This window comes from Pseudomonas sp. NPDC089422, assembly GCF_044749405.1.
Classification (GTDB): domain Bacteria; phylum Pseudomonadota; class Gammaproteobacteria; order Pseudomonadales; family Pseudomonadaceae; genus Aquipseudomonas.
On sequence record NZ_JBIVHW010000003.1, the window covers coordinates 91,768 to 111,191 of the forward strand.

The 19,424-nt window shown below is 64.7% G+C and carries 15 protein-coding genes; 10 read left to right on the top strand and 5 right to left on the bottom strand.

Going from position 1 to position 19,424, the window contains the following annotated elements:
• The first annotated feature begins 20 nt into the window (after positions 1 to 20).
• Positions 21 to 2,423: a DUF3772 domain-containing protein gene (locus ACIPZ8_RS06610; RefSeq protein WP_400720696.1), complete on the top strand. Its 2,403-nt coding sequence runs from the start codon at positions 21 to 23 to the stop codon at positions 2,421 to 2,423.
• Between the two features lie 113 nt (positions 2,424 to 2,536).
• On the opposite strand, the gene ACIPZ8_RS06615 is transcribed toward ACIPZ8_RS06610, so the two are convergent.
• From ACIPZ8_RS06615 to ACIPZ8_RS06630, 4 genes are all read right to left on the bottom strand, one after another.
• Positions 2,537 to 3,754 carry a DUF3422 domain-containing protein gene (locus tag ACIPZ8_RS06615; RefSeq protein WP_400720699.1) on the bottom strand — a complete coding sequence of 406 codons (1,218 nt, stop codon included), beginning with the start codon at positions 3,752 to 3,754 and terminating at the stop codon, positions 2,537 to 2,539.
• Positions 3,755 to 3,957: 203 nt separating this feature from the next.
• Complete coding sequence (locus ACIPZ8_RS06620) at positions 3,958 to 5,388, bottom strand: aldehyde dehydrogenase family protein (protein ID WP_400720702.1); 1,431 nt, start codon at positions 5,386 to 5,388, stop codon at positions 3,958 to 3,960.
• A 13-nt stretch (positions 5,389 to 5,401) separates the two neighbouring features.
• The gene (locus ACIPZ8_RS06625; RefSeq protein ID WP_085673948.1) at positions 5,402 to 6,901 is read right to left on the bottom strand and encodes a cytosine permease; all 1,500 of its coding nucleotides are present in this window, start codon (positions 6,899 to 6,901) and stop codon (positions 5,402 to 5,404) included.
• A 94-nt stretch (positions 6,902 to 6,995) separates the two neighbouring features.
• Positions 6,996 to 7,385: a YybH family protein gene (locus tag ACIPZ8_RS06630; protein WP_400720705.1), complete on the bottom strand. Its 390-nt coding sequence runs from the start codon at positions 7,383 to 7,385 to the stop codon at positions 6,996 to 6,998.
• Positions 7,386 to 7,579: 194 nt separating this feature from the next.
• On the opposite strand from ACIPZ8_RS06630, the gene ACIPZ8_RS06635 reads away from it, so the two are divergent.
• The 9 genes from ACIPZ8_RS06635 (at position 7,580) to ACIPZ8_RS06675 (ending at position 17,338) form a co-directional block, all read left to right on the top strand.
• Positions 7,580 to 8,569, top strand: a complete 990-nt coding sequence (locus tag ACIPZ8_RS06635; RefSeq protein ID WP_110638502.1) for a Fic family protein — start codon at positions 7,580 to 7,582, stop codon at positions 8,567 to 8,569.
• Positions 8,570 to 8,702: 133 nt separating this feature from the next.
• A complete protein-coding gene (locus ACIPZ8_RS06640) occupies positions 8,703 to 9,722 on the top strand; it encodes a transporter (RefSeq protein WP_110638394.1) in 1,020 nt (339 codons plus the stop codon).
• A 101-nt stretch (positions 9,723 to 9,823) separates the two neighbouring features.
• On the top strand, positions 9,824 to 10,444 hold the full coding sequence (gene ycaC, locus ACIPZ8_RS06645; RefSeq protein WP_400720709.1) for an isochorismate family cysteine hydrolase YcaC: 621 nt from the start codon (positions 9,824 to 9,826) through the stop codon (positions 10,442 to 10,444).
• Between the two features lie 96 nt (positions 10,445 to 10,540).
• Positions 10,541 to 11,359 (top strand): polyphosphate kinase 2, encoded by an 819-nt coding sequence (gene ppk2, locus ACIPZ8_RS06650; protein WP_400720712.1) that lies wholly within the window; start codon positions 10,541 to 10,543, stop codon positions 11,357 to 11,359.
• A gap of 35 nt (positions 11,360 to 11,394) precedes the next feature.
• Entirely contained in the window at positions 11,395 to 12,585 is a 1,191-nt protein-coding gene (locus ACIPZ8_RS06655) for a monovalent cation:proton antiporter-2 (CPA2) family protein (RefSeq protein WP_400720715.1), read from the top strand.
• A gap of 39 nt (positions 12,586 to 12,624) precedes the next feature.
• Positions 12,625 to 13,722, top strand: coding sequence for an AI-2E family transporter (locus ACIPZ8_RS06660; RefSeq protein WP_400720718.1), 1,098 nt, complete (start codon positions 12,625 to 12,627; stop codon positions 13,720 to 13,722).
• 13 nt (positions 13,723 to 13,735) lie between these two features.
• On the top strand, positions 13,736 to 15,250 hold the full coding sequence (locus ACIPZ8_RS06665) for an efflux transporter outer membrane subunit (RefSeq protein ID WP_400720720.1): 1,515 nt from the start codon (positions 13,736 to 13,738) through the stop codon (positions 15,248 to 15,250).
• Entirely contained in the window at positions 15,247 to 16,338 is a 1,092-nt protein-coding gene (locus tag ACIPZ8_RS06670; RefSeq protein ID WP_400720723.1) for an HlyD family secretion protein, read from the top strand. The genes ACIPZ8_RS06665 and ACIPZ8_RS06670 overlap by 4 nt, the downstream gene beginning before the upstream one ends.
• Complete coding sequence (locus ACIPZ8_RS06675; protein WP_400720725.1) at positions 16,328 to 17,338, top strand: DUF2955 domain-containing protein; 1,011 nt, start codon at positions 16,328 to 16,330, stop codon at positions 17,336 to 17,338. The genes ACIPZ8_RS06670 and ACIPZ8_RS06675 overlap by 11 nt, the downstream gene beginning before the upstream one ends.
• Here ACIPZ8_RS06675 and ACIPZ8_RS06680 read toward each other — a convergent pair.
• Positions 17,335 to 19,056: a SulP family inorganic anion transporter gene (locus ACIPZ8_RS06680; protein WP_400720728.1), complete on the bottom strand. Its 1,722-nt coding sequence runs from the start codon at positions 19,054 to 19,056 to the stop codon at positions 17,335 to 17,337. The two genes, ACIPZ8_RS06675 and ACIPZ8_RS06680, sit on opposite strands and share 4 nt — an antisense overlap.
• Positions 19,057 to 19,424: the final 368 nt, after the last annotated feature.

Consider the following 19,424-nt stretch of genomic DNA (forward strand, 5'->3'; position numbering starts at 1 on the left):
TGGGTAAAGAGGAATATTCGATGAGGCGCGTCTGCCTTGCCCGATTCTACCTGGCCGTAATGGCCCTGATGCTGGCGCTGGTCGCTCCGGCCTGGTCGGCCCCGGCCACGCCCGTGTCCAGCCTGGCCGCGGCGGAAATGCCGGTGCTCGACGAAAATGCCAGTTACGAGCAACTGAGCGATCGGCTCGACCAGATCCGCCAGGGCGTCACCAGCAATGCCAACGACGACCTGCTGTCGCAGTTGCGCCTGTCGGCCGTGCAGGTGCAGCGTCAGGCTGAAGCACTCAGCACGCTGCGCACCGCCGATGTGGAAAAGCTCGACGACAAGCTCAAGGTGCTTGGCCCGGTGCAACCGGACGAAGCCGAAGCCTTGACCCGCCAGCGCAAGCAGCTGGATGCCGAGAAGAAGGCGGCGGTCACTGCGCAGGAGCAGGCCGTCAAGTTGACCCAGTCGGCCCGGGACCTGTCCACGCAAATCGTCAACCTGCGCCGCAGCCAGTTCAACTCGCAGATCCTCAGCCGCGCGGCGACGCCCCTGAGCCCGGCATTCTGGCAAAACCTGATCCGCCCCACCGCGGACGACGTCTCGCGCCTTGACGATCTGCGCAGCGAGGCGGCCGATGCCGTGGCCAGTGCGTTCAGTGCCGAGCACCGCTGGTTCTTCATCGTCAGCCTGGTGGCGGCCGTGCTGGTCTGGACCGTGGTCCGCGGCCTGCTCGAGCGCCTGCTGGCCAGTGTCATGGTGCACCGCCTGCCGGAGGGTCGCCTGCGCCGCAGTGCCCTGGCCTTGAGCGTGAGCCTGGCCACCCTGGGCACCATCTCCGGCTCGGTGTCGCTGCTGCGCTGGGGCCTGGAAAGCAGCTCCGAGCTGGGGTCCGATGTCGCCAGCCTGACCAACCACTTCCTCACCCTGGTGGTGTTCAGCGCCTTCATCACTGGCCTGGGCCGCGCCATGCTGATGCTGCAACGGCCATCCTGGCGCCTGCCGCCGATCCACGACGAAGTGGCCAGCGCGCTGGGCTGGTTCCCCAAGCTGCTGGCCCTGGCGCTGATGGTCATGCTGACCATCGAGCGCATCAACAGCGTGATCGGCACCAGCCTGGCACTGACCGTGGCCACCAACGGCCTGACCGCGCTGGTGGTGGCAGTGATCTTCTCGGTGGCGTTGCTGCGTTATCGCCGCACCTTGCGCAAGCACGAGCTGGCGCGCCCGACCGGCTGGGTCGGGCTGGTCCCGTTCGTGATCGTGGTGTGGGTCGGGCTGATCGTGCTGGCGCTGCTCGCCGGCTACCTGACCCTGGCCTACTTCCTCACCGCCAAGCTGCTGTGGATCAGTGTGGTGGCGGTGTGCGCCTACCTGCTCACCACCTTCCTCAGTGACCTGTGCGAGGCCCTGCTGTCGCCACGCCAACCTGGCGGCCTGGCCCTGGCCTCGACCCTGGGCCTGGCGCCGCGTCACCAGGCCCAGGCCAGTACCATCCTGGTCGGCATCAGCCGCACGGTGCTGCTGTTCCTGGCGATCCTGCTGGCGCTGATGCCTTCGGGCACCAGCCCTGGCGAGCTGCTGCTGAGCCTGGGTGACTGGGACGGTACCGGCGGCAAGCTGCTTGGCAACCTCAACATCGTGCCGCAAGACATCCTGCTGGCGGTGCTGATCTTCTTTGGCGGCCTGTTCGGCATCCGTGTGGTCAAGCGCTGGCTGAGCGAACGGCTGCTGCCGGAAACCGACATGGACGCCGGCATGCGGGCCTCTCTGGTGACCCTGGTCGGCTACCTGGGCTTCCTGTTCCTGGCCATGCTGGTGATGTCGACCCTGCGCATCAACCTGACCAGCCTGACCTGGGTGGTCAGTGCGCTGTCGGTCGGTATCGGTTTCGGCTTGCAGCAAATCGTGCAGAACTTCATCTCCGGCCTGATCCTGCTCACCGAGCGCCCGGTCAAGGTGGGTGACTGGGTGAGCCTGGCAGGGGTCGAAGGGGACATTCGCCGGATCAACGTGCGCGCCACCGAAATCCAGATGTCCGACCGCTCCACGGTGATCGTGCCCAACTCGCAGTTCATTTCGCAGAACGTGCGCAACGTGACCATGGGCAATGCGTTGGGTGTGGTGGGCATTACCCTGACCTTGCCGCTGGAGACCGACGCCAACCATGTACGCGAGCTGCTGCTGGCGGCCTATCACGAGCATGAGGCGATTCTCGATGCACCGGCCTGTTCGGTGAGCTTCAAGGACCTGACCTCGGCGGGCATGGTCATTGGCGTGAGTGGCTATGTGGCGGGGCCGCGGCAGGTGTCGGGCACCCGCAGCGACTTGCTGTTCACCATTCTTGGGCGCTTGCGCGATGAAGGCATTGCCCTGTCGTCGCCACAGAGCATGGTGCTGGTACAGGAAGGCTCGCGCCCGGCCGACGAATCGGCGTGATATCGGGGGCTGCTGTGCAGCCCTTTCGCGACACAAGGCCGCTCCTACAGAGGTACGCGTTCTCCTGTAGGAGCGGCCTTGTGTCGCGAAAGGCGCGCACAGCGCCCCCGAATTCAATGCTGCTTGGCCTGCCTTATCCGCAACAGGATCACCAGCAAAACCAATAGCACCGGCGGCGCCATCCCCAACAGCGCATCCCGCGCCGTCAACCCCAGCCCCAATACATTCAGCCCACCATACAGCAGCTTGAACAGGTTCAGCAGGTAGTAGGTGATGGCGATGATCGACAGCCCCTCGACCGCCCGCTGGATCTTCACCTGGGCATCGGCCCGGGCATTGAGGCTGCGCAGGATCCCGGCATTCTGCTCTTCCATCTCCACCTGCACCCGCGCCTGCAGCAGGTCGCCCAGGTTGGCGACGTTCTTCGCCAGCTGCTCCAGGCGCTGTTCGGTCGCCGCGCAGTAGCGCACGGTCGGCTTGAAGCGGCGCTCGATGAATATCCCCAGGCGCTGACAATCACCCACATGGCTCTCACGCAACTCGCCGAGGCGTTCGAATACCAGCTGCGCATAGGCCTGGGTGGCGCCGAAGCGGTGGCGGGTCTTCACTGTGCGGCTGACCACCTGGCGCGACAGGTGGGCGATGGCTTCGAGCAGGGCCTTGGAGTCGTGGCCATCACCGCCGGCGCTGCGCTCCGACAGTTGCACCAGGGTCTTGTCGAAGGCATCCAGCTCCTGGCTCAGGGCCTTGGCCGTGGTCAGGGTCAGCGAGGCCATCATGCGGTAGGTCTCGATTTCCAGCAGGCGGCGGATCATCCGGCCCTGGCGGTAGGCGTTGAGGCGACGGTTGATGAACAGGAAGCGGTTGGTGCCGTCCTCGGTCAGGCGGAAGTCGCTCCACACCACCGCATCGCCACCGCCGACGCAGGAGCCGCACGGGTCCTTGAAACCGTAGTGGGGCAAGTCGAGGTCCTGTTCATCACGCACCAGCACCTGTACGGCATTGATCACCTGCGCCGCCTGCGGCGCGATGGCGTCGGCCAGCACCGGTGGTAGCGGTTGCCATTCGGTGTCGGCGGCAGAGCAAGGCACCACCAGGGTCAGGGTGAAGAATTCGGTGTGCCGCTCCCACTTGAACGGGTGGCCATCCAGGCGAGTGATGCCCTGGGCGGCCTCGGCGTCGATCGCTACCGGGCAGCAGCGTTGCAGCAGCGCGGCGCAAGCGGCATCGCCGCCCAGGACGGCCAGGTGGAAGACATGCGCCGGGCCATCGAAGTACAGCGACGGGCGGGCGTGCAGCTCGTTGTGCAAGGCGGTGCGTTGAGGGTGCATGGTGGTCCGGCCTGGTGTTGTGATTGTGGGGGTACCAGGGAGTGGGACTTAGGGAGGAGTGGGGAAAGTCACTGGGGGGCGAAATCTGTGTGGGAAACTGTCTGTTCGCCGTTAGAGATTCTGCGCCTGGGAGATCGAGCGCCGCCCGCGCGGCGCTCGATTTCACAGGCGCTGATAATATTGTGGCAGGCACCTGACGGCCATCACCCCAAACACCGGGTCACATGTTTCACCGACTGATAACCCGACAACCCCCAAGGCCCCAGCTCACGGCCAATCCCGCTGCCCTTGGTGCCGCCCCACGAAGTCTCGACGAACACCGCCTGCACCGAGTTGATCCACACATGGCCGACCTCCAGCGCATCGGCCACGCGCTCGGCGCGTTGCAGATCGGCGGAGCACACCGTGGCGACCAGCCCGAAGCGGCTGTCGTTGGCCTCGGCAATGGCCTGTTCTTCAGTGGCGAAGCGACGCGCGCACAGCACCGGGCCAAAGATCTCTTCAGTCCACAGGCGGCTGTCCTTCGGCACATCGGCATACAGCGTCGGGCTCACGAACCAGCCCTCACGGTCCAGCGCCTGCCCGCCGGCCAGGCATTGCAAACCTTCTTCACGCGCTGTCGCGAAGTAGCTGGCAACCTTCAGCCACTGCGCCTGGCTGGTCAGCGGCCCCATGTCGACCTCTTCGGTCAGCGGGTTGCCGACCCGCAGCTTTTGCAGTGCGGCCTGCAGGCGCGGCAGCAGCGCGTCGGCAATGCCGTCCTGCACCAGCAGGCGCGAGGTGGCCGAGCACATCTGCCCGGCGTTCCAGGTGATACCGGCGACGATCCATTCCACCGCCTGGTCCGGGTCGCAGTCGTCGAACACCACGATCGCCGACTTGCCACCCAGCTCCAGCGTCACCGGCCGGCACTGTGCCGAAGCACTGCGCATCACCTGGCTGCCGACGCTGTTGCTGCCGGTGAACGACAGCTTGTCGAGGCCGTTGTGGCTACTCAGTGCGGCGCCCGTTTCGGCCTTGCCGTTGACGATGTTCAACACACCGGCCGGCAGGCTCAGGGCATCGGCGATCTGGCCGTAGGTCTGCTCGATCAGCGGGGTCACTTCCGACGGCTTGAGCACCACGGTGCAACCGGCCGCCAGGGCCGGGGCGAGTTTCCAGGCGCTGGTTACCAGCGGGAAGTTCCACGGCACGATCAGGCCGACCACGCCCACCGGTTCGAGGCGGGTGCGAGCGGTGAAGCCGGCTGCGGCCAACGGCACGTCACGGTTCTTCGATGGCAGTTGTTCGGCCAGCTCGGCGTAGTAGGCAAAGGTGGCGACCGCATCATCCAGGTCGATCTCGGCCTCGTGGCGCGGCTTGCCGTTGTTGCGCATCTGCAGCGTGATCAGTTCTTCGCGGCGTTGCCCGAGCTGTTCGGCAAAGCCGCGCAGGAAGGCCGCGCGCGTGCTGGCGCTGACCTTTTTCCAGGTAGGCAGGGCGGCACGGGCGGCGGCCACGGCCTGGTCGACCTGGGCCACGCTGGCGGCCATCAGTTCGGCGAAGGGCAGGCCCAGCGCAGGCTCGCTGACGCTGATGCAGTCGCTGCCCTGGCCTTCGACCCAGCGGCCGGCAATATAGTGGGAAGTGGTCATGGTCGGTATCCAGTCAGGCCATTTCGGCGGTGGTCACCGGCGTGCGCGGGGCGCTTTTGCAGCGCACCCAGCGCGGGCCATTCGGGCCATACACGCCAGCAGGTTCAGGGAACAGGTTGAGCAGCAGCAGGTACAGCACACCGGCCAGGCCCAGGGTCACCGGCAGGCTCAGGTCGATACCACCGGCCAGGTCGCCCAGCGGGCCTACGAACTGCCCTGGCAGGTTGACGAAGCACAGGCCGACCATCGCGCTGGGGATCCACGCGCCCATGCCGCGCCAGTTCCAGCCATGCAGGAACCAGTAGTGGCCGCCACGCTGGCCGCGGGTGAACACCTGCAGGTCGTCAGCGTGGTAGAAGCCGCGGCGGGTGATCAGGCCGAGGATCATGATCACCATCCATGGGCTGGTGCAGGTGATGATCAGCACGGCGAAGGTCGACACGCTCTGCACCAGGTTGAAGGTGAAGCGGCCGATGAAGATGAAACCGATCGCCAGCACCCCGATCAGCAAGGTGGCGCCAGCGCGGCTGAGCAGGCGCGGGAACACGCTGGACATGTCCAGGCCGGTGCCGTACAGCGCGGTGGTACCGGTGGACATGCCGCCGATTACCGCAATCAGGCATACCGGCAGGAAGAACCAGCTCGGTGCGACGGCCAGCAGGCCGCCGACGTAGTTGTTGGCGGCGATGTAGTCAGGCGCCTGGGTGGCCACCAGGGTGGCGGTGCACAGGCCGAACAGGAACGGGATCAGCGTGGCCACCTGGGCGGCGATCACCGCCAGCATGATGCGCGACTTCGGCGTTTGCCGCGGGATGTAGCGCGACCAGTCACCGAGGAAGGCGCCGAACGACACCGGGTTGCTCATGGCCAGGATCGCCGCGCCGACGAAGGCTGCCCAGAAGCCCGGCTGGCTGAGGTTGACGCTACCGGCAAAGCCCGCGTCGAACGGCCCGGCAAAGGCGAAGATGCCCAACAGGAACAGCAGGCTCGAAGCCCACACGGCAATCTTGTTGACCCACAGCATGAAGCGGAAGCCGAAGATGCACACCACCAGCACCAGCACCGCGAACAGGCCGTAGGCCAGGCCCAGGGTCAGGTCGGTTTCCGGCAGCCCGGCCAGGCGCTTGGCGCCGCCGACCAGGGCATCCCCCGAGCTCCACACCGACAGCGAGAAGAACGCCACGGCGGTGAGCAGCGACAGGAACGAGCCGACGATGCGCCCGTGCACGCCAAAGTGCGCGCCCGACGACACGGCATTGTTGGTGCCGTTGAGGGCACCGAACAGACCCATCGGCGCCAGGATCAGCGCGCCCACGCCGACACCAAGCAGGATTGCCCAGACCCCGGCCTGGAACGACAGCCCGAACAGCACCGGGAAGCTGCCCAGCACGGCAGTGGCGAAGGTGTTGGCACCGCCGAAGATCAGGCGGAACAGGTCCAGCGGGGAGGCGTCGCGTTGATCGTCGGGGATCTGTTCGACGCCATTGGTCTCGATACCGGTCGAGTGGCTCATGGTGATGCTCCAGCGCGGTTGTTGTAGGCCCGTCGCGGTGCGCGGGCCCTCTTGTGGTTGCGATGGCAGTGCGGCAAGGCCGCGTAAGTTCGGATCAGGCAGCGGTGACGACCGACAGGTGCTCGTGGCACGCCAGCCATTGTTCACCGTGGCGGCGGAAGACGATGGTCTCGCGCTCGGCCAGTTGGTGCTCCTCACCGGCAATGCGAATGTGCGTGGCCACGTCATGCATGAAGATCGCCACGTCGCCTTGCAAGCTCACTTGCACGTTGCTCGATTCACAGCCAAGCACGGCAAAACCCTCGGCCTGCCATTGGGCCCAGAGGTCTTCATAGGCACGGCGCGACAGCAACGGTTGCGGCACGGTGTGGAAGAGGAAGGTGGCGTCTTCGCTGAAACAGGCGAAATAGCGGGCGGTGTCGTTGCTGGCAAAGGCTGTGATGAGGTCGGCGGCAGCTTGCCGTACCTGGAGTGTCTGGTCCACGGGAGTGGCCTCACGGTTATTGTGATTGTGGTGAAGCGATTCTGGTGGGGGCGGGCGAGGGGAAAAATCGCGGAGGAGAAATAATTAGTTCAGGAATTTGTGAACCAATCTCCCGGCTTCCTTTACCGGTGCCCCTGCAGTGGATAAGGTTGGCTGCTATGTTGGCGTTCGACCTTGTCCAGGGAACAAAACAAATGAGTAACTACGAGCCGCCATTGACGGTAACGCCGCGCATGCTGGCATTGGTCGCCGAGATCAGTGAGCACGTCGGGCAGTTGACGGCTTATCGAGACGATGCGCTTACACCGCAGCTGCGCCGGGGAAACCGCATCAAGACCATTCAGGCGTCGCTAGCCATTGAGAACAACACGTTAAGCGTCGAGCAGGTGACGGCACTGTTGGAGGGTAAACGGGTATTAGGATTGCCGCGCGAAATCCAGGAAGTGCGCAATGCCTTCGCCACCTATGACGCGATGCCGTCCTGGCAGCCTGGCCGCCAGTCTGATCTGCTTGCTGCACATGCATTGTTGATGCATGGCCTGATCGATGATGCAGGTCACTTTCGACAAGGTGGAGTTGGCATCTATCGTGGTTCTCGCTTGCTTCATATGGCACCCCCGGCCAATCGAGTGCCGTTGCTGGTTCAAGACCTTTTGCGCTGGCTCTCACGTAGTGAATGGCACCCGCTGATCGTCAGCTGTGTATTTCACTATGAGTTCGAATTCATTCATCCCTTCGCGGATGGTAATGGGCGGATGGGGCGCTTGTGGCAGACCCTCATGCTCAGCCAATGGCGAGGTGTGCTGGCTTACCTGCCAGTAGAAACGGTTATCTGCGAACAGCAGGAGGCATATTACGGAGCGCTTGCAGCTGCCGATCATGCCGCTGAAGCGACGCCCTTTGTCGAATTCATGCTGGAGGCGTTACTCCAAGCCCTGGTTGAGGCGAACTCGACCGATCAAGTAACCGATCAAGTAACCGATCAAGTAACCAGCCTGTTGAGCATCCTGCCGCCAGGCAAGGCGTTGAAAGCCAGCGAGTTGATGCAGCGTCTGGGGCTTTCGCATCGGCCCACTTTCAGCAAGTCGTATCTCAAGCCTGCTTTGGCTTCTGGCCTTATTGAAATGACAGACCCTGATTCACCCCGTAGTCCGACGCAGCAGTATCGGCGCGTCCAGAAATGATCTGGACCGATTGAGGCCAAGCAATACGAAGCCGGCATCAAGTACCGGCGCGGGCAAGCATTCCCGTCATTGAACTGCAATCTGCAGCGCGCACCCTCACAGTCTCCGCTCCACTGCCTCATTGCGAGTTCGAATGGGCCATCACGCGCTATACCCCCAGCAGGAACACGACCTGTTCGGCCTGCTCTACGCGTTTTCCTTCCGCCCCGGCGAGTCTGGCCGCGAGCTTGACTCGGCCCAGACGCTGCGCAAGCTTAGTGAACCGCTAGACCCGGACGAATTCCTCTGGCTGCACCTGAACCTCGCCCACGCCGCCTGCGAGCGCTGGCTACGTTCGCACCTGCCGTTGCCGCAGGCGTTCTTCGAAACCTTGCGCGAAGGCTCGCGCTCGACGCGCATCGAGCATGTCGACTCGACCCTGCTGGCTGTGGTCAACGACGTGGTGTTCAACTTCGGCCTGGTGTCGTCGGACGTCTCTACCCTGTGGGCCTGCGCCAGCAGCCAGCTGCTGGTGAGTGCCAGGCTGCAGCCGTTGCATTCGGTGGACAAGCTGCGCTCATCGGTGAAGCAGGGCGAGCGCTTCCATTCACCGATCGAGCTGCTGGTGCACCTGCTGCGCGATCAGGGCGATCTGCTGACCCAGATCGTGCGCGAGACCACCACCAGCGTCGACCGCATTGAAGACCAGCTGCTGTCCCAGCGCCTGAGCGACAACCGCGCCGAACTAAGCAGCATGCGCCGGGTGCTGGTGCGCCTGCAGCGCCTGCTGGCGCTCGAACCCGGCGCCTTGCTGCGCCTGCTCAACCGCCCGCCCGAATGGCTGCAGGAACAAGACATGCGCCAACTACGCGCGGCCACCGAAGAATTCACCCTGGTGATCAGCGACCTGACCGCCCTGGGCGAGCGGATCAAGCTGCTGCAGGAAGAAATCGCCGCCAAGCTCAACGAGCAGACCAACCGCACCCTGTTCACCCTGACAGTGGTCACCGTGCTGGCGCTGCCGATCAACATCATCGCCGGCTTCTTCGGCATGAACGTCGGCGGCGTGCCGCTCTCGGATGACCCGAACGGCTTCTGGCTGCTGGTGGCACTGGTGGCGACCTTTACCTTCCTGGCGGGCCGCTGGGCATTCAGCAAACGGCGTGAGTATTGAACCTGTACCGGCCACCCCAGGCGAACCGACTGACGGTCCCTTGCACCCCACATCCTTGCCTACGCTGATAGTCCCAACCTGTCAGAGCAAGGAGTTGCGCCATGGCCTTCCAATACAAGCGTCTGGACAAGAACAACGCCGCCGTCCTGCTGGTCGATCACCAGGCCGGCCTGCTTTCACTGGTGCGCGACATCGACCCCGACCGATTCAAGAACAACGTGCTGGCTCTTGCCGACCTGGCCAAGTACTTCAAGCTGCCGACCATCCTCACTACCAGCTTCGAAACCGGCCCCAACGGCCCGCTGGTGCCCGAGCTCAAGCAGCAGTTCCCCGACGCCCCCTATATCGCCCGCCCCGGCAACATCAATGCCTGGGACAACGAAGACTTCGTCAAGGCGGTGAAAGCCACCGGCAAGAAGCAGCTGTTGATCGCCGGGGTGGTCACCGAAGTCTGCGTAGCCTTCCCGGCCTTGTCGGCGTTGGAGGAGGGCTTCGAGGTGTTCGTGGTCACCGACGCCTCTGGCACGTTCAACGAACTGACCCGTGATTCGGCCTGGCGGCGCATGGAGGCAGCCGGTGCCCAGCTGATGACCTGGTTCGGCGTGGCCTGCGAGCTGCACCGTGATTGGCGCAACGATATCGAAGGCCTCGGCACCCTGTTCTCCAACCATATACCGGACTATCGCAACCTGATGACCAGCTACAACAAGCTGGCGAAATAAGGGCTGCCAGGGCGCGGTAATTTGCCTTAACAAGCGAAACGGCAAATTGTCATGGATCGACCATACTGACTCTTCATTCGCCCTCGGGAGAGCGCCATGGCCAAGCCGTCCAAGAAGAAAGAGTCAAAAGAGCAGGCAGAGAAACTGGGCGGCAAAGCCTACGAGCAAGAGCTCAAGAAACTGCACGTGGAGCTCGTGAAACTTCAGGAATGGGTGGTGGCCAAGGGCCTTAAGGTATGTGTCGTTTTCGAGGGCCGCGATGGTGCCGGCAAGGGCGGCACCATCAAGGCCATCACCGAGCGGGTCAGCCCGCGGGTGTTCCGCGTAGTGGCGCTGCCGGCCCCCACCGAGCGGGAAAAGACCCAGATGTACGTGCAACGCTACTTGACCCATCTGCCTGCCGCCGGCGAGGTGGTGATCTTCGACCGCAGCTGGTACAACCGCGCCGGCGTGGAACGGGTGATGGGGTTCTGCAGTGAAGAACAGGGCGCCAAGTTCCTCTCCGTGGTGCCGCTGTTCGAGAAGATGATGGTCGAGTCGGGGATCATCCTCATCAAGTACTGGCTTGAAGTCAGCGCCGAGGAGCAGACCCGCCGCCTGCAGGACCGCATCAGCGACGGGCGCAAGTTGTGGAAGCTGTCACCCATGGACCTCAAGTCGTACACCCGCTGGGACGACTACACCCGGGCCCGTGACGACATGTTCGCCGCCTCCGATTCATCCTGGGCCCCGTGGTTCATGGCGCACTCCAACGACAAGCGGCGCGCCCGGCTGAACATCATCAGCCACATGCTGACGCGCATCCCCTACAAGGACATCACCCGCGATGAGGTGGTGAAGCTGCCCAAGCGCGGCAGGATCGGCAAATACAAGGCTGTGCCTTATCCCTTCAAAGTGGTCGAAGAGCGTTTCTGATCCCTCCCGGCAGCATTTGGCAAGGGTGCGAGCTTATGCCTCATGACGGCAGCCTGTTGCAGGCAACGGTTGTGTTTCTGCTGGCCGTGGTGCTTCTGGTGCCGCTGGCGCAGCGTTTGAAAATGGGTGCCGTGCCCGGCTACCTGCTGGCCGGCATCCTGATCGGGCCGTCGGTGCTGGGCCTGCTGGGTAACCCGGATAACGTCGCTCGGCTGTCGGAGATGGGCGTGGTGATGCTGTTGTTCGTCATTGGCCTGGAGCTGTCGCCACGGCGGCTGTGGACCATGCGCAAGGCGTTGTTCGGCATCGGCTCGTTGCAGGTGGGGCTGACGGCGGTGGTGCTCGGCCTGCTGGCGTACTTCCTGTTTGGCCAATCGAAAGCGGCGGCGATCGTGCTCGGTCTGGGGCTGGCGCTGTCGTCGACGGCGTTCAGCCTGCAAGTGCTGGCCGAACGCAAGGACCTGGGCAAGCCACACGGCCGCCTGGCCGTGGCCATCCTGCTGTTCCAGGACATCGCCGCGATTCCCCTGATTGCCGTAGTGCCGTTGCTCGGTGGCGATGTCAGTACTGCTGACGAAGGTTCCTGGCCGCTGCTGGCGGTGGCGGCGGGCATTGGTGTGGTGATTGTTTCTGGCCGCTATCTGTTGACTCCGGTATTCAAATGGACGGTCGGTTCGGGGCTGCCCGAACTGTCCACCGCGACTGCCTTGCTGGTGGTGCTGGGCACCGCCTGGGTGATGGAGCATGTCGGCGTGTCCATGGCCCTGGGCGCCTTCCTTGCCGGTGTGCTGATGGCCGACTCACCTTTCCGGCATGAACTGGAAACCCAGATCGAACCGCTCAAGGGCCTGCTCCTCGGGCTGTTCTTCGTCGGTGTCGGCATGAGTGCCGACTTGCAGCTGCTGTTCGGCATGCCCCTGATCGTGCTGGGGCTGACGCTGCTGCTGGTGGTGATCAAGATGCCCCTGCTGTTGGTGCTCGGGCGCAGGGCGGGCGGCCTCAGCCAGGCGCAGGCACTGTGCCTGGCGGTGGTGTTGGCGTCTGGGGGGGAGTTTGCCTTCGTGGTGTTCAAGCTGGCGCTCGAGCACCAGGTGTTGACGCAACAGGTTCACGACTTGCTGGTGCTCGCCATCACGCTGTCGATGGCGGTGGTGCCCCTGGTGATGATGGCCCTGGCGCGGCAGTTGCGTGACGAGGACCGCCCGGTAGCCGAAACGGGCCAGTGAATAGCGCCTTGCTGGCGCGCCTACGTTCGGAGGTGAAACATGCAGCCGAGTTTGAAGCTGGACAGTGCCCTGTCGCGGGGCCTGCTCGACGTGCTGATCAAGGCAGGCCTGGTGGCCGCCCTGGTGATGTTCTCCTTCCAGGTTTTCCAGCCGTTCCTGGAGCTGATGCTGTGGTCGGTGATTCTGGCGGTAACGCTGTACCCCTTGTACTTGCGCATCAGGCGCGGCACCGGCATCAAGGATGGCTACGTGGCAGCGCTGGTGGTGCTGCTGGTGCTGATCGTGCTGCTGGTACCGATCTACCTGGTGGTGATGTCCATCGGTGAGTCAGTGGACAGCCTGGTCACGCTGCTCAAGAGCGGTACCTGGAGCGTGCCGGCACCGCCCGAATCGGTGGCCACCTGGCCGCTGATCGGGCCGAGGCTGTATGCGTTATGGCTGTCGGCATCGGAAAACATGGCCAGCGTGCTCAACCAGTGGCTGCCCCAGCTCAAGGGCGCCGGGCTTACGGTGCTGGGCGCTGCGGCCAGTGCCGGTGGTGCGTTTCTGTTGTTCGTCGGTGCAATCATCATTTCTGGTGTGATCATGGCCTTTGGCGAGCGCGGTGAACTTGCGGCGCAGCGCATCGCCATGCGGGTATCCGGCGAGGAGCGCGGCAAGCCGCTGGCCCAGTTGTGCACCGCGACCATTCGCGCGGTCGCCCAGGGCGTGATCGGCATTGCCTTCATCCAGATGCTGCTGATCGGCGTCGGTTTCGTGATCAAAGGGGTGCCAGGGGCCGGTATGCTGGCCATCGTCATCCTTATGCTGGGGATCGCCCAGGCACCCGCGACGCTGGTCACGGTGCCGGTGATCATCTATGTGTTCAACGTCGAGGGTTTCACTGCAGCGACCATCATCTTTGCCGTCTATACCTTCGTGGCCGGGCTTGCCGACAACGTGCTCAAGCCGCTGTTGCTGGGGCGCGGGGTGGATGTACCGATGCCGGTGGTGCTGATTGGCGCCCTGGGTGGCATGGTGGTCAAAGGCATCATCGGCCTGTTCATCGGCCCGGTGATCCTCGGCGTGACCTATGTACTGTTCTGGCAATGGGTGGCGCTGCAGGTACCGGAGCAACCTGTGCCACCGGCACCCTGAGCGCGGGCTTGCCATGCCCAAGCGTTGCTATGGCCTGGGGCTGTTGCTGGTCCTGGCCGGCTGCACGCAGGTCGGCCCGGAGTTCGAGAAGCCCCGGGACCCGTGGCTCGACAGCTGGAACACGGCAATGCTGGAGCAGGCCGGGCGCAGCGCGCCAGTACCGGACCTGCGCCAGTGGTGGGCGGTGTTCGCCGACCCGACGCTGGATGCGCTGATTGCCGAAGCCGACGCCAACAATACCAGCCTGCGTGTGGCCGGCCTGCGCATTGCCGAGGCGAGGGCGCAGCTGGCCATCGTCCAGACCGGGCGTTATCCACAGCTGCAGCAGTTGCGTGCGCAGAGCCTTTACCTCAAGCAGGACCAGTCCGGCACGCCCACCGCGCGGGACTCGGTGTTCTGGCAGTCCAGTGCGGGCTTCGACATCGCCTGGGAAATCGACTTCTGGGGCCGCTTCAGCCGCGCCATCGAGAGCGCTGATGCGGTGTACTTCGCCTCCCAGGCCAATTATGCCGATGCGATGCTGCTGTTGCGTGCCCAGGTGGCCGATACCTACTTCGCCCTGCGCACCGCCGAGGCCCGGCTGGACATTGCCCAGGACAACGCCAAACGCCAGGCCCGCAGCCTGCAGATCACCGAGCGGCTGTTCCGCCATGGCGAGAACGATGAGCTCGACTGGCAGCAGGCGCGTACCCAGTACCTGGCGACCCTGGCCACCATCCCCGAGTTCGAAAACCAGCTCAATGCCTTGCGCAACGTGCTTTGCTCGCTGCTTGGCCGGCCACCGGGCCCGCTGCCCGAGCTCGAGGCGCGCCACGGGCAGCTGCCGTTGCCGGACCGGGCGGTGTTGCAGGACGTGCCGGCCAGCCTGCTGCAACGGCGCCCGGACATCCGCGCCGCCGAACAGGCGGTGGCGGCGCAATCGGCGCTGGTAGGGGTGGCCGAAGCGGACCTTTATCCACAGCTGAGCCTGCTGGGCAGCATCGGCTGGACCTTCCTGTCGGCCAGCCACCTGCCGAACAGCTTCGACCTGGCGGCGGGGCCGAGCCTGCTCTGGAGCCCGTTCGACTATGGCAGGCGCAAGAACGCCGTGCGGGTCGAGGACGCCCGCCTGCAGCAATTGATCGAGCTGTATCACCAGAGCGTGCGTGACGCCGCGCACGAGGCCGACGATGCCGCCAGTGGCCTGGTGCGTTCGCTGCAGAGCGCCAGCATTCGCCAGGATGCTTCGCAGGCCGCCCAGCGTTCGCTGACCTTGGCCAGCTCGCAGTACCAGGAAGGCTTTGCCGACTTCCAGCGTGTGCTCGATGCCCAGCAGCTGCTGTTGCAGCAGCAGGATGGTTACCTGGTCAGCCGTGGCAACGCGGTGAGTAGCCTGGTGAGCTTGTACAAGGCACTGGGCGGCGGCTGGGACAACAACCGTAAACCGATCGACCCTGCCACCCGCCAGAAGATGGAAAACCGTACCGATTGGGGCGACCTGCTCGACGAGCCGGCCCCCGCCGACCCCGAACAAGGTGAGCCGAAATGAGTGACGCCGCGGACGCTCCGCCAGCCCCCGATCGCGGCATGCGCGGGGTGTTGATACTGATCGTCGTCAGCCTGGTCTGGTACCTGCTGGCCGACCGTTTCACGCCCTACACCCAACAAGCGCGGCTGCAGGCCTACGTGGTGCCGGTGGCTGCCGAAGTGGCCGGGCAGATCAAGCGCGTGGCCGTGGGCAACAACCAGGAAGTGCGCCAGGGCGATGTGCTGTTCGAGCTCGACCAGGAGCAGTATCGCATCGCCCTGGCCCGCGCCGAAGCCGACCTGGATACCGTGCGTCGGCAGATCGGTGCCAGCACCGCCGGCATCGATTCGGCCCAGGCCGCACTGGTGGCAGCCCAGGCCAACGAACGCAAGGCGCGCCAGGATGCCGAACGGCTCAAGCGGCTGATCGACGAAGACCCGGGCACGGTATCGGTGCGCCGCCTGGAGGGCGCCCAGGCCACCCGCGACCAGGCCATCAGCCAGGTGGCCGCCGCTCGCGCCGAGGTGCAACGGGCCCGTGAACAGCAGGGCGGGGCCGATGGCGACAACGCGCAACTGCGCAGCGCCGCAGCCAATGTGGAAAAGGCCCGCCTGGACCTGGCGCGCACCATGGTCCGCGCCGATGCCAACGGCCTGATTACCGACCTGCGCACCGACGTGGGCCACTACGTGGGCGCCGGCAGCCCGATGATGACCTTGATTGCCATCCATGACGTGTGGATAAGTGCCGACATGACCGAGAACAACCTCGGCCGCCTGTACCCCGGCGCCCCGGTGCTGGTGGTGCTCGATGCCATGCCCGGCACGGTGCTGAAAGGGCGGGTTCGCAGCATCGGCTATGGCGTGAGCGTCGGCCAGCCCGCGCCGCCGGGTAGCTTGCCAACCGTGCAGAACAGCCGCGACTGGCTGCGCTCGGCGCAGCGCTTCCCGGTGATCGTCGAATTCGATCGTGATCAGCTGCTAGACAAGACCGGCTTGCGTGTGGGCGGCCAGGCCGAAGTCATGGCGCTGCCCGGCGAAGGCAACCCGCTGAACCTGCTGGGCCGCGTGTTCATGTGGCTGATGAGCTGGCTGTCGTATGCCTATTGAGCTGCGTCGCCTGCGCGCGCTGCGCCTGGCCTGGGGCGTGGCGCTGTGCCTGGCGACCAGTTTCGGTCTGGGCTTGCCGGTGCCGTTCCTGGCGCCGGTGTTCGCGGTGCTGCTGTTGGCCATGCGCAGTGAGGCGCTGCCGATCAAGGCGGCGCCGGCGCTGGCGATACTGGTGATGCTCAGCTGCGGCAGCGGCCTGCTGCTGATTCCGCTGTTGCGCCATGCCCCGCTGAGCGGGGTACTGCTGGTCGGCGTGGGGGTGTTCCTGGTCTTGCGCTATGCGCTCAAGGGCGGCAATGGTTTGCTGGCCAACCTGCTGGTGATTGGCCTGACCATGATCGCGGCCGCTGGCACCAGCGATTTCAGCCTGGCGCTGTCGGTGGTCGAGGCGATGGCCAAGGGCATGTTGCTGGCGGTGCTAGGCACGGCGCTGGCCCATGTGCTGTGCCCCGAGCCGGCCGGTGCGCCTGCGCAATCTACGCCGCCTCTGCTCGACAGCGCCGATGTCAGCTGGGTAGCCTTGCGCGCCACGCTCATCGTCATGCCGGCCTTCCTGCTGGCGCTGATCGCCCCGGACCAGTTCATGCCGCTGATCATGAAGGCAGTAAGCCTCGGGCAGCAGGCGGGGGAGACGCGGGCGCGACATGCCAGTCGCGAGCTGATTGGCTCGACCTTGCTGGCCGGGGTGCTGGCGATGTTGCTGTGGGGGGCGCTGAGCCTGTTCGTGCACTTGTGGATGTTCTTCCTGTGGGTGCTGCTGTTCGTCCTCTGGCAGGCGCGCAGGCTCTACCGTGCGGTGGATACGAAGCAGAGCCCGGCGTACTGGGTGAGCTGCCTGACGACCCTGCTGATCCTGCTCGGGCAGTCGGTGCAGGACAGTGCAGGCGGGCAGGATGTGTATAAGGCCTTTGCGGTGCGCATGGCACTGTTCGTGGCCGTGTCGCTGTATGCCAGCGCCATGTTGATCTGGATCGACCGGCGCCGGGTTCGGGCTGTCTAGGGTTGCCAGTCAATCCCGGTATCTGCCAGATAGGCATCCACCGCCGCCCCGACCGTAGGGTGAAACGCTTTCTCTCCCATATGCTCGAACAACTCGAAGCGCTTCATCTTGTCCTTCACCGGGTCTTTCATCTCGGCAAACTGCAGCTCCACCCCCCGAGCCTCCAGCACCCGATCCAGCTCGGCGAGCATGTCCGCCGAGGTGATATCGATGCTGGTCACCGGTTCCGCCGCAATCACCAGCCGCTGCACCTGGGTCGGTGATTCATCCACCGCCGCCAGCACCGTGCCCTGAAACTGCTCGGCGTTGGCGAAGAACAGCGGGGCGTCCCAACGCAGCAGCACCAGCCCCGGAATTCGCCGCGCCTGTGGATAACGCTTCACATCATGGTAGCCACGGGTGCCATCGACACGCCCGAGTACGGCGTGATGCGGCCGCCAGCCGTCCCACAGGAATTCGATCACCGATATCACCACGGCAATGCAGATCCCCGGAATGGCGCCGAACACCGCGACGCCGACGAAGCAGGTGAACGACAGCCAGAACTCCCATTGCTGCATGCGGAAGATGCGCTTGAGATCGGCGAACTCGAACAGCCCTAACGCCGCAGCGATCACCACCGCAGCCAATGCGCTGTTGGGCAGGTGCTGCATCAGGTTGGGCGCGACCAGCAGCAACAGGGTCACTGCCAGCGCGCCGATGATGCCGGTGAGCTGGGTTTTCGAGCCAGCCGCCTCGGCCACCGGTGTGCGCGACGAACTGCTGCTGATCGGGATGCCCTGGAACAGGCCGGAGGCCAGGTTGGCCACGCCCAGGCCGAACATTTCCTGGTTCGGGTTGACGGGTGTTTTCAGCCGCGCAGCATAGGAGCGTGACAGCACGCTGGTATCGGCGAACGACACCAGCGCCACGGCAATCCCGCCCAGTACCACTTCGACCAGGTCGATGTCGCTGACCCATGGGAATACCAGGCTGGGCAGGCCCTGGGGCAATTGGCCGAGCACCTTGACGCCCATCTGGTCGAGGTTGAACAGGCTCACGGCAAGCGTTGCCAGCACCACGGCGATGAGGATGCCCGGCAGGCGCTTGAAGGGTTTGAGCAGCAGGATCAGCCCCAGGCTGCCGGCTCCGACGATGAAGCTTGGCCAGTGTCCAGCGCCTGCGAACAGTGCCTGGCCAAGGTGCCAGAGGTCACGTAAGGGCCCCTGGCTGTCAACTTTGATGCCGAACAGCTTGGGCAACTGGCTGATCAGCACGGTGAGCGCGATGCCGTTCATGTAGCCATAGCGGATCGGCTTGGACAGCAGTTCGGTGATGAAGCCCAGGCGCAGCAGCCCGGCGATGACGCAGAAGGCACCGGCCACCAGGGCCATCAGGCTGGCAATGGCGATGGCGCGCTGCGGGTCGCTGGCGGCGTATTGCACCACCACCGCCAGGATTGGCGCGGCCAGCGCCGAGTCCGGGCCGAGCACCAGGATGCGGCTGGGGCCGAACAGGGCATAGGCCAGCAGCGGGATGATGGTGGCGTAAAGGCCGTAGATGCCCGGTACCCCGGAGGCTTCGGCGTAGGCGATGCCAACCGGCACCAGCATGGTGGTCAGCACCAGGCCGGCGGCGATGTCCTTGGGCAGCCAGGCGGGTTGGTAGTGCAGCAGGGTGGCCAGGCCAGGGAGCCAGCGTTGCCAGTCGAAGCCCGAGCGGGGAGGCGTTTTATGCATGGTCGAGGCTCTTGGGAGGAGGGCGCAGGCCCTTCAGAGACTCAGCTTAGATGCAGAAAGTTGGGGCCGCTCTGCGGCCCTTTCGCGACACAAGGCCGCTCCTACAGGTACAGCGCAAATTTCCAGATTTCGCTGTATCTGTAGGAGCGGCCTTGTGTCGCGAAAGGGCTGCAAAGCAGCCCCGGCAATCCCTCAGGTGTAAGACAATTCTGAACCTGAAACCAAATGCTTCAGTTCAAGATGTCTTGGGAATTATCCTACGCACGCCGCTGCCGTTTCTCTGTTGTGGATGCAGAGCATCAGGGCTAATTTCCCCGGGTCGTCGCGGTTTGACGACCGGGTGTGAGAGCCCGGCAGTGCATCGTGCC

Excerpts from the sequence above, each read along its gene's own strand:
- ACIPZ8_RS06610 (WP_400720696.1), top strand. The coding sequence starts at position 21 with ATGAGGCGCGTCTGCCTTGCCCGATTCTACCTGGCCGTAATGGCCCTG.
- ACIPZ8_RS06615 (WP_400720699.1), bottom strand. The coding sequence starts at position 3,754 with ATGCACCCTCAACGCACCGCCTTGCACAACGAGCTGCACGCCCGCCCG.
- ACIPZ8_RS06620 (WP_400720702.1), bottom strand. The coding sequence starts at position 5,388 with ATGACCACTTCCCACTATATTGCCGGCCGCTGGGTCGAAGGCCAGGGC.
- ACIPZ8_RS06625 (WP_085673948.1), bottom strand. The coding sequence starts at position 6,901 with ATGAGCCACTCGACCGGTATCGAGACCAATGGCGTCGAACAGATCCCC.
- ACIPZ8_RS06635 (WP_110638502.1), top strand. The coding sequence starts at position 7,580 with ATGAGTAACTACGAGCCGCCATTGACGGTAACGCCGCGCATGCTGGCA.
- ACIPZ8_RS06640 (WP_110638394.1), top strand. The coding sequence starts at position 8,703 with ATGGGCCATCACGCGCTATACCCCCAGCAGGAACACGACCTGTTCGGC.
- ycaC (WP_400720709.1), top strand. The coding sequence starts at position 9,824 with ATGGCCTTCCAATACAAGCGTCTGGACAAGAACAACGCCGCCGTCCTG.
- ppk2 (WP_400720712.1), top strand. The coding sequence starts at position 10,541 with ATGGCCAAGCCGTCCAAGAAGAAAGAGTCAAAAGAGCAGGCAGAGAAA.
- ACIPZ8_RS06655 (WP_400720715.1), top strand. The coding sequence starts at position 11,395 with ATGCCTCATGACGGCAGCCTGTTGCAGGCAACGGTTGTGTTTCTGCTG.
- ACIPZ8_RS06660 (WP_400720718.1), top strand. The coding sequence starts at position 12,625 with ATGCAGCCGAGTTTGAAGCTGGACAGTGCCCTGTCGCGGGGCCTGCTC.
- ACIPZ8_RS06665 (WP_400720720.1), top strand. The coding sequence starts at position 13,736 with ATGCCCAAGCGTTGCTATGGCCTGGGGCTGTTGCTGGTCCTGGCCGGC.
- ACIPZ8_RS06670 (WP_400720723.1), top strand. The coding sequence starts at position 15,247 with ATGAGTGACGCCGCGGACGCTCCGCCAGCCCCCGATCGCGGCATGCGC.
- ACIPZ8_RS06675 (WP_400720725.1), top strand. The coding sequence starts at position 16,328 with ATGCCTATTGAGCTGCGTCGCCTGCGCGCGCTGCGCCTGGCCTGGGGC.
- ACIPZ8_RS06680 (WP_400720728.1), bottom strand. The coding sequence starts at position 19,056 with ATGCATAAAACGCCTCCCCGCTCGGGCTTCGACTGGCAACGCTGGCTC.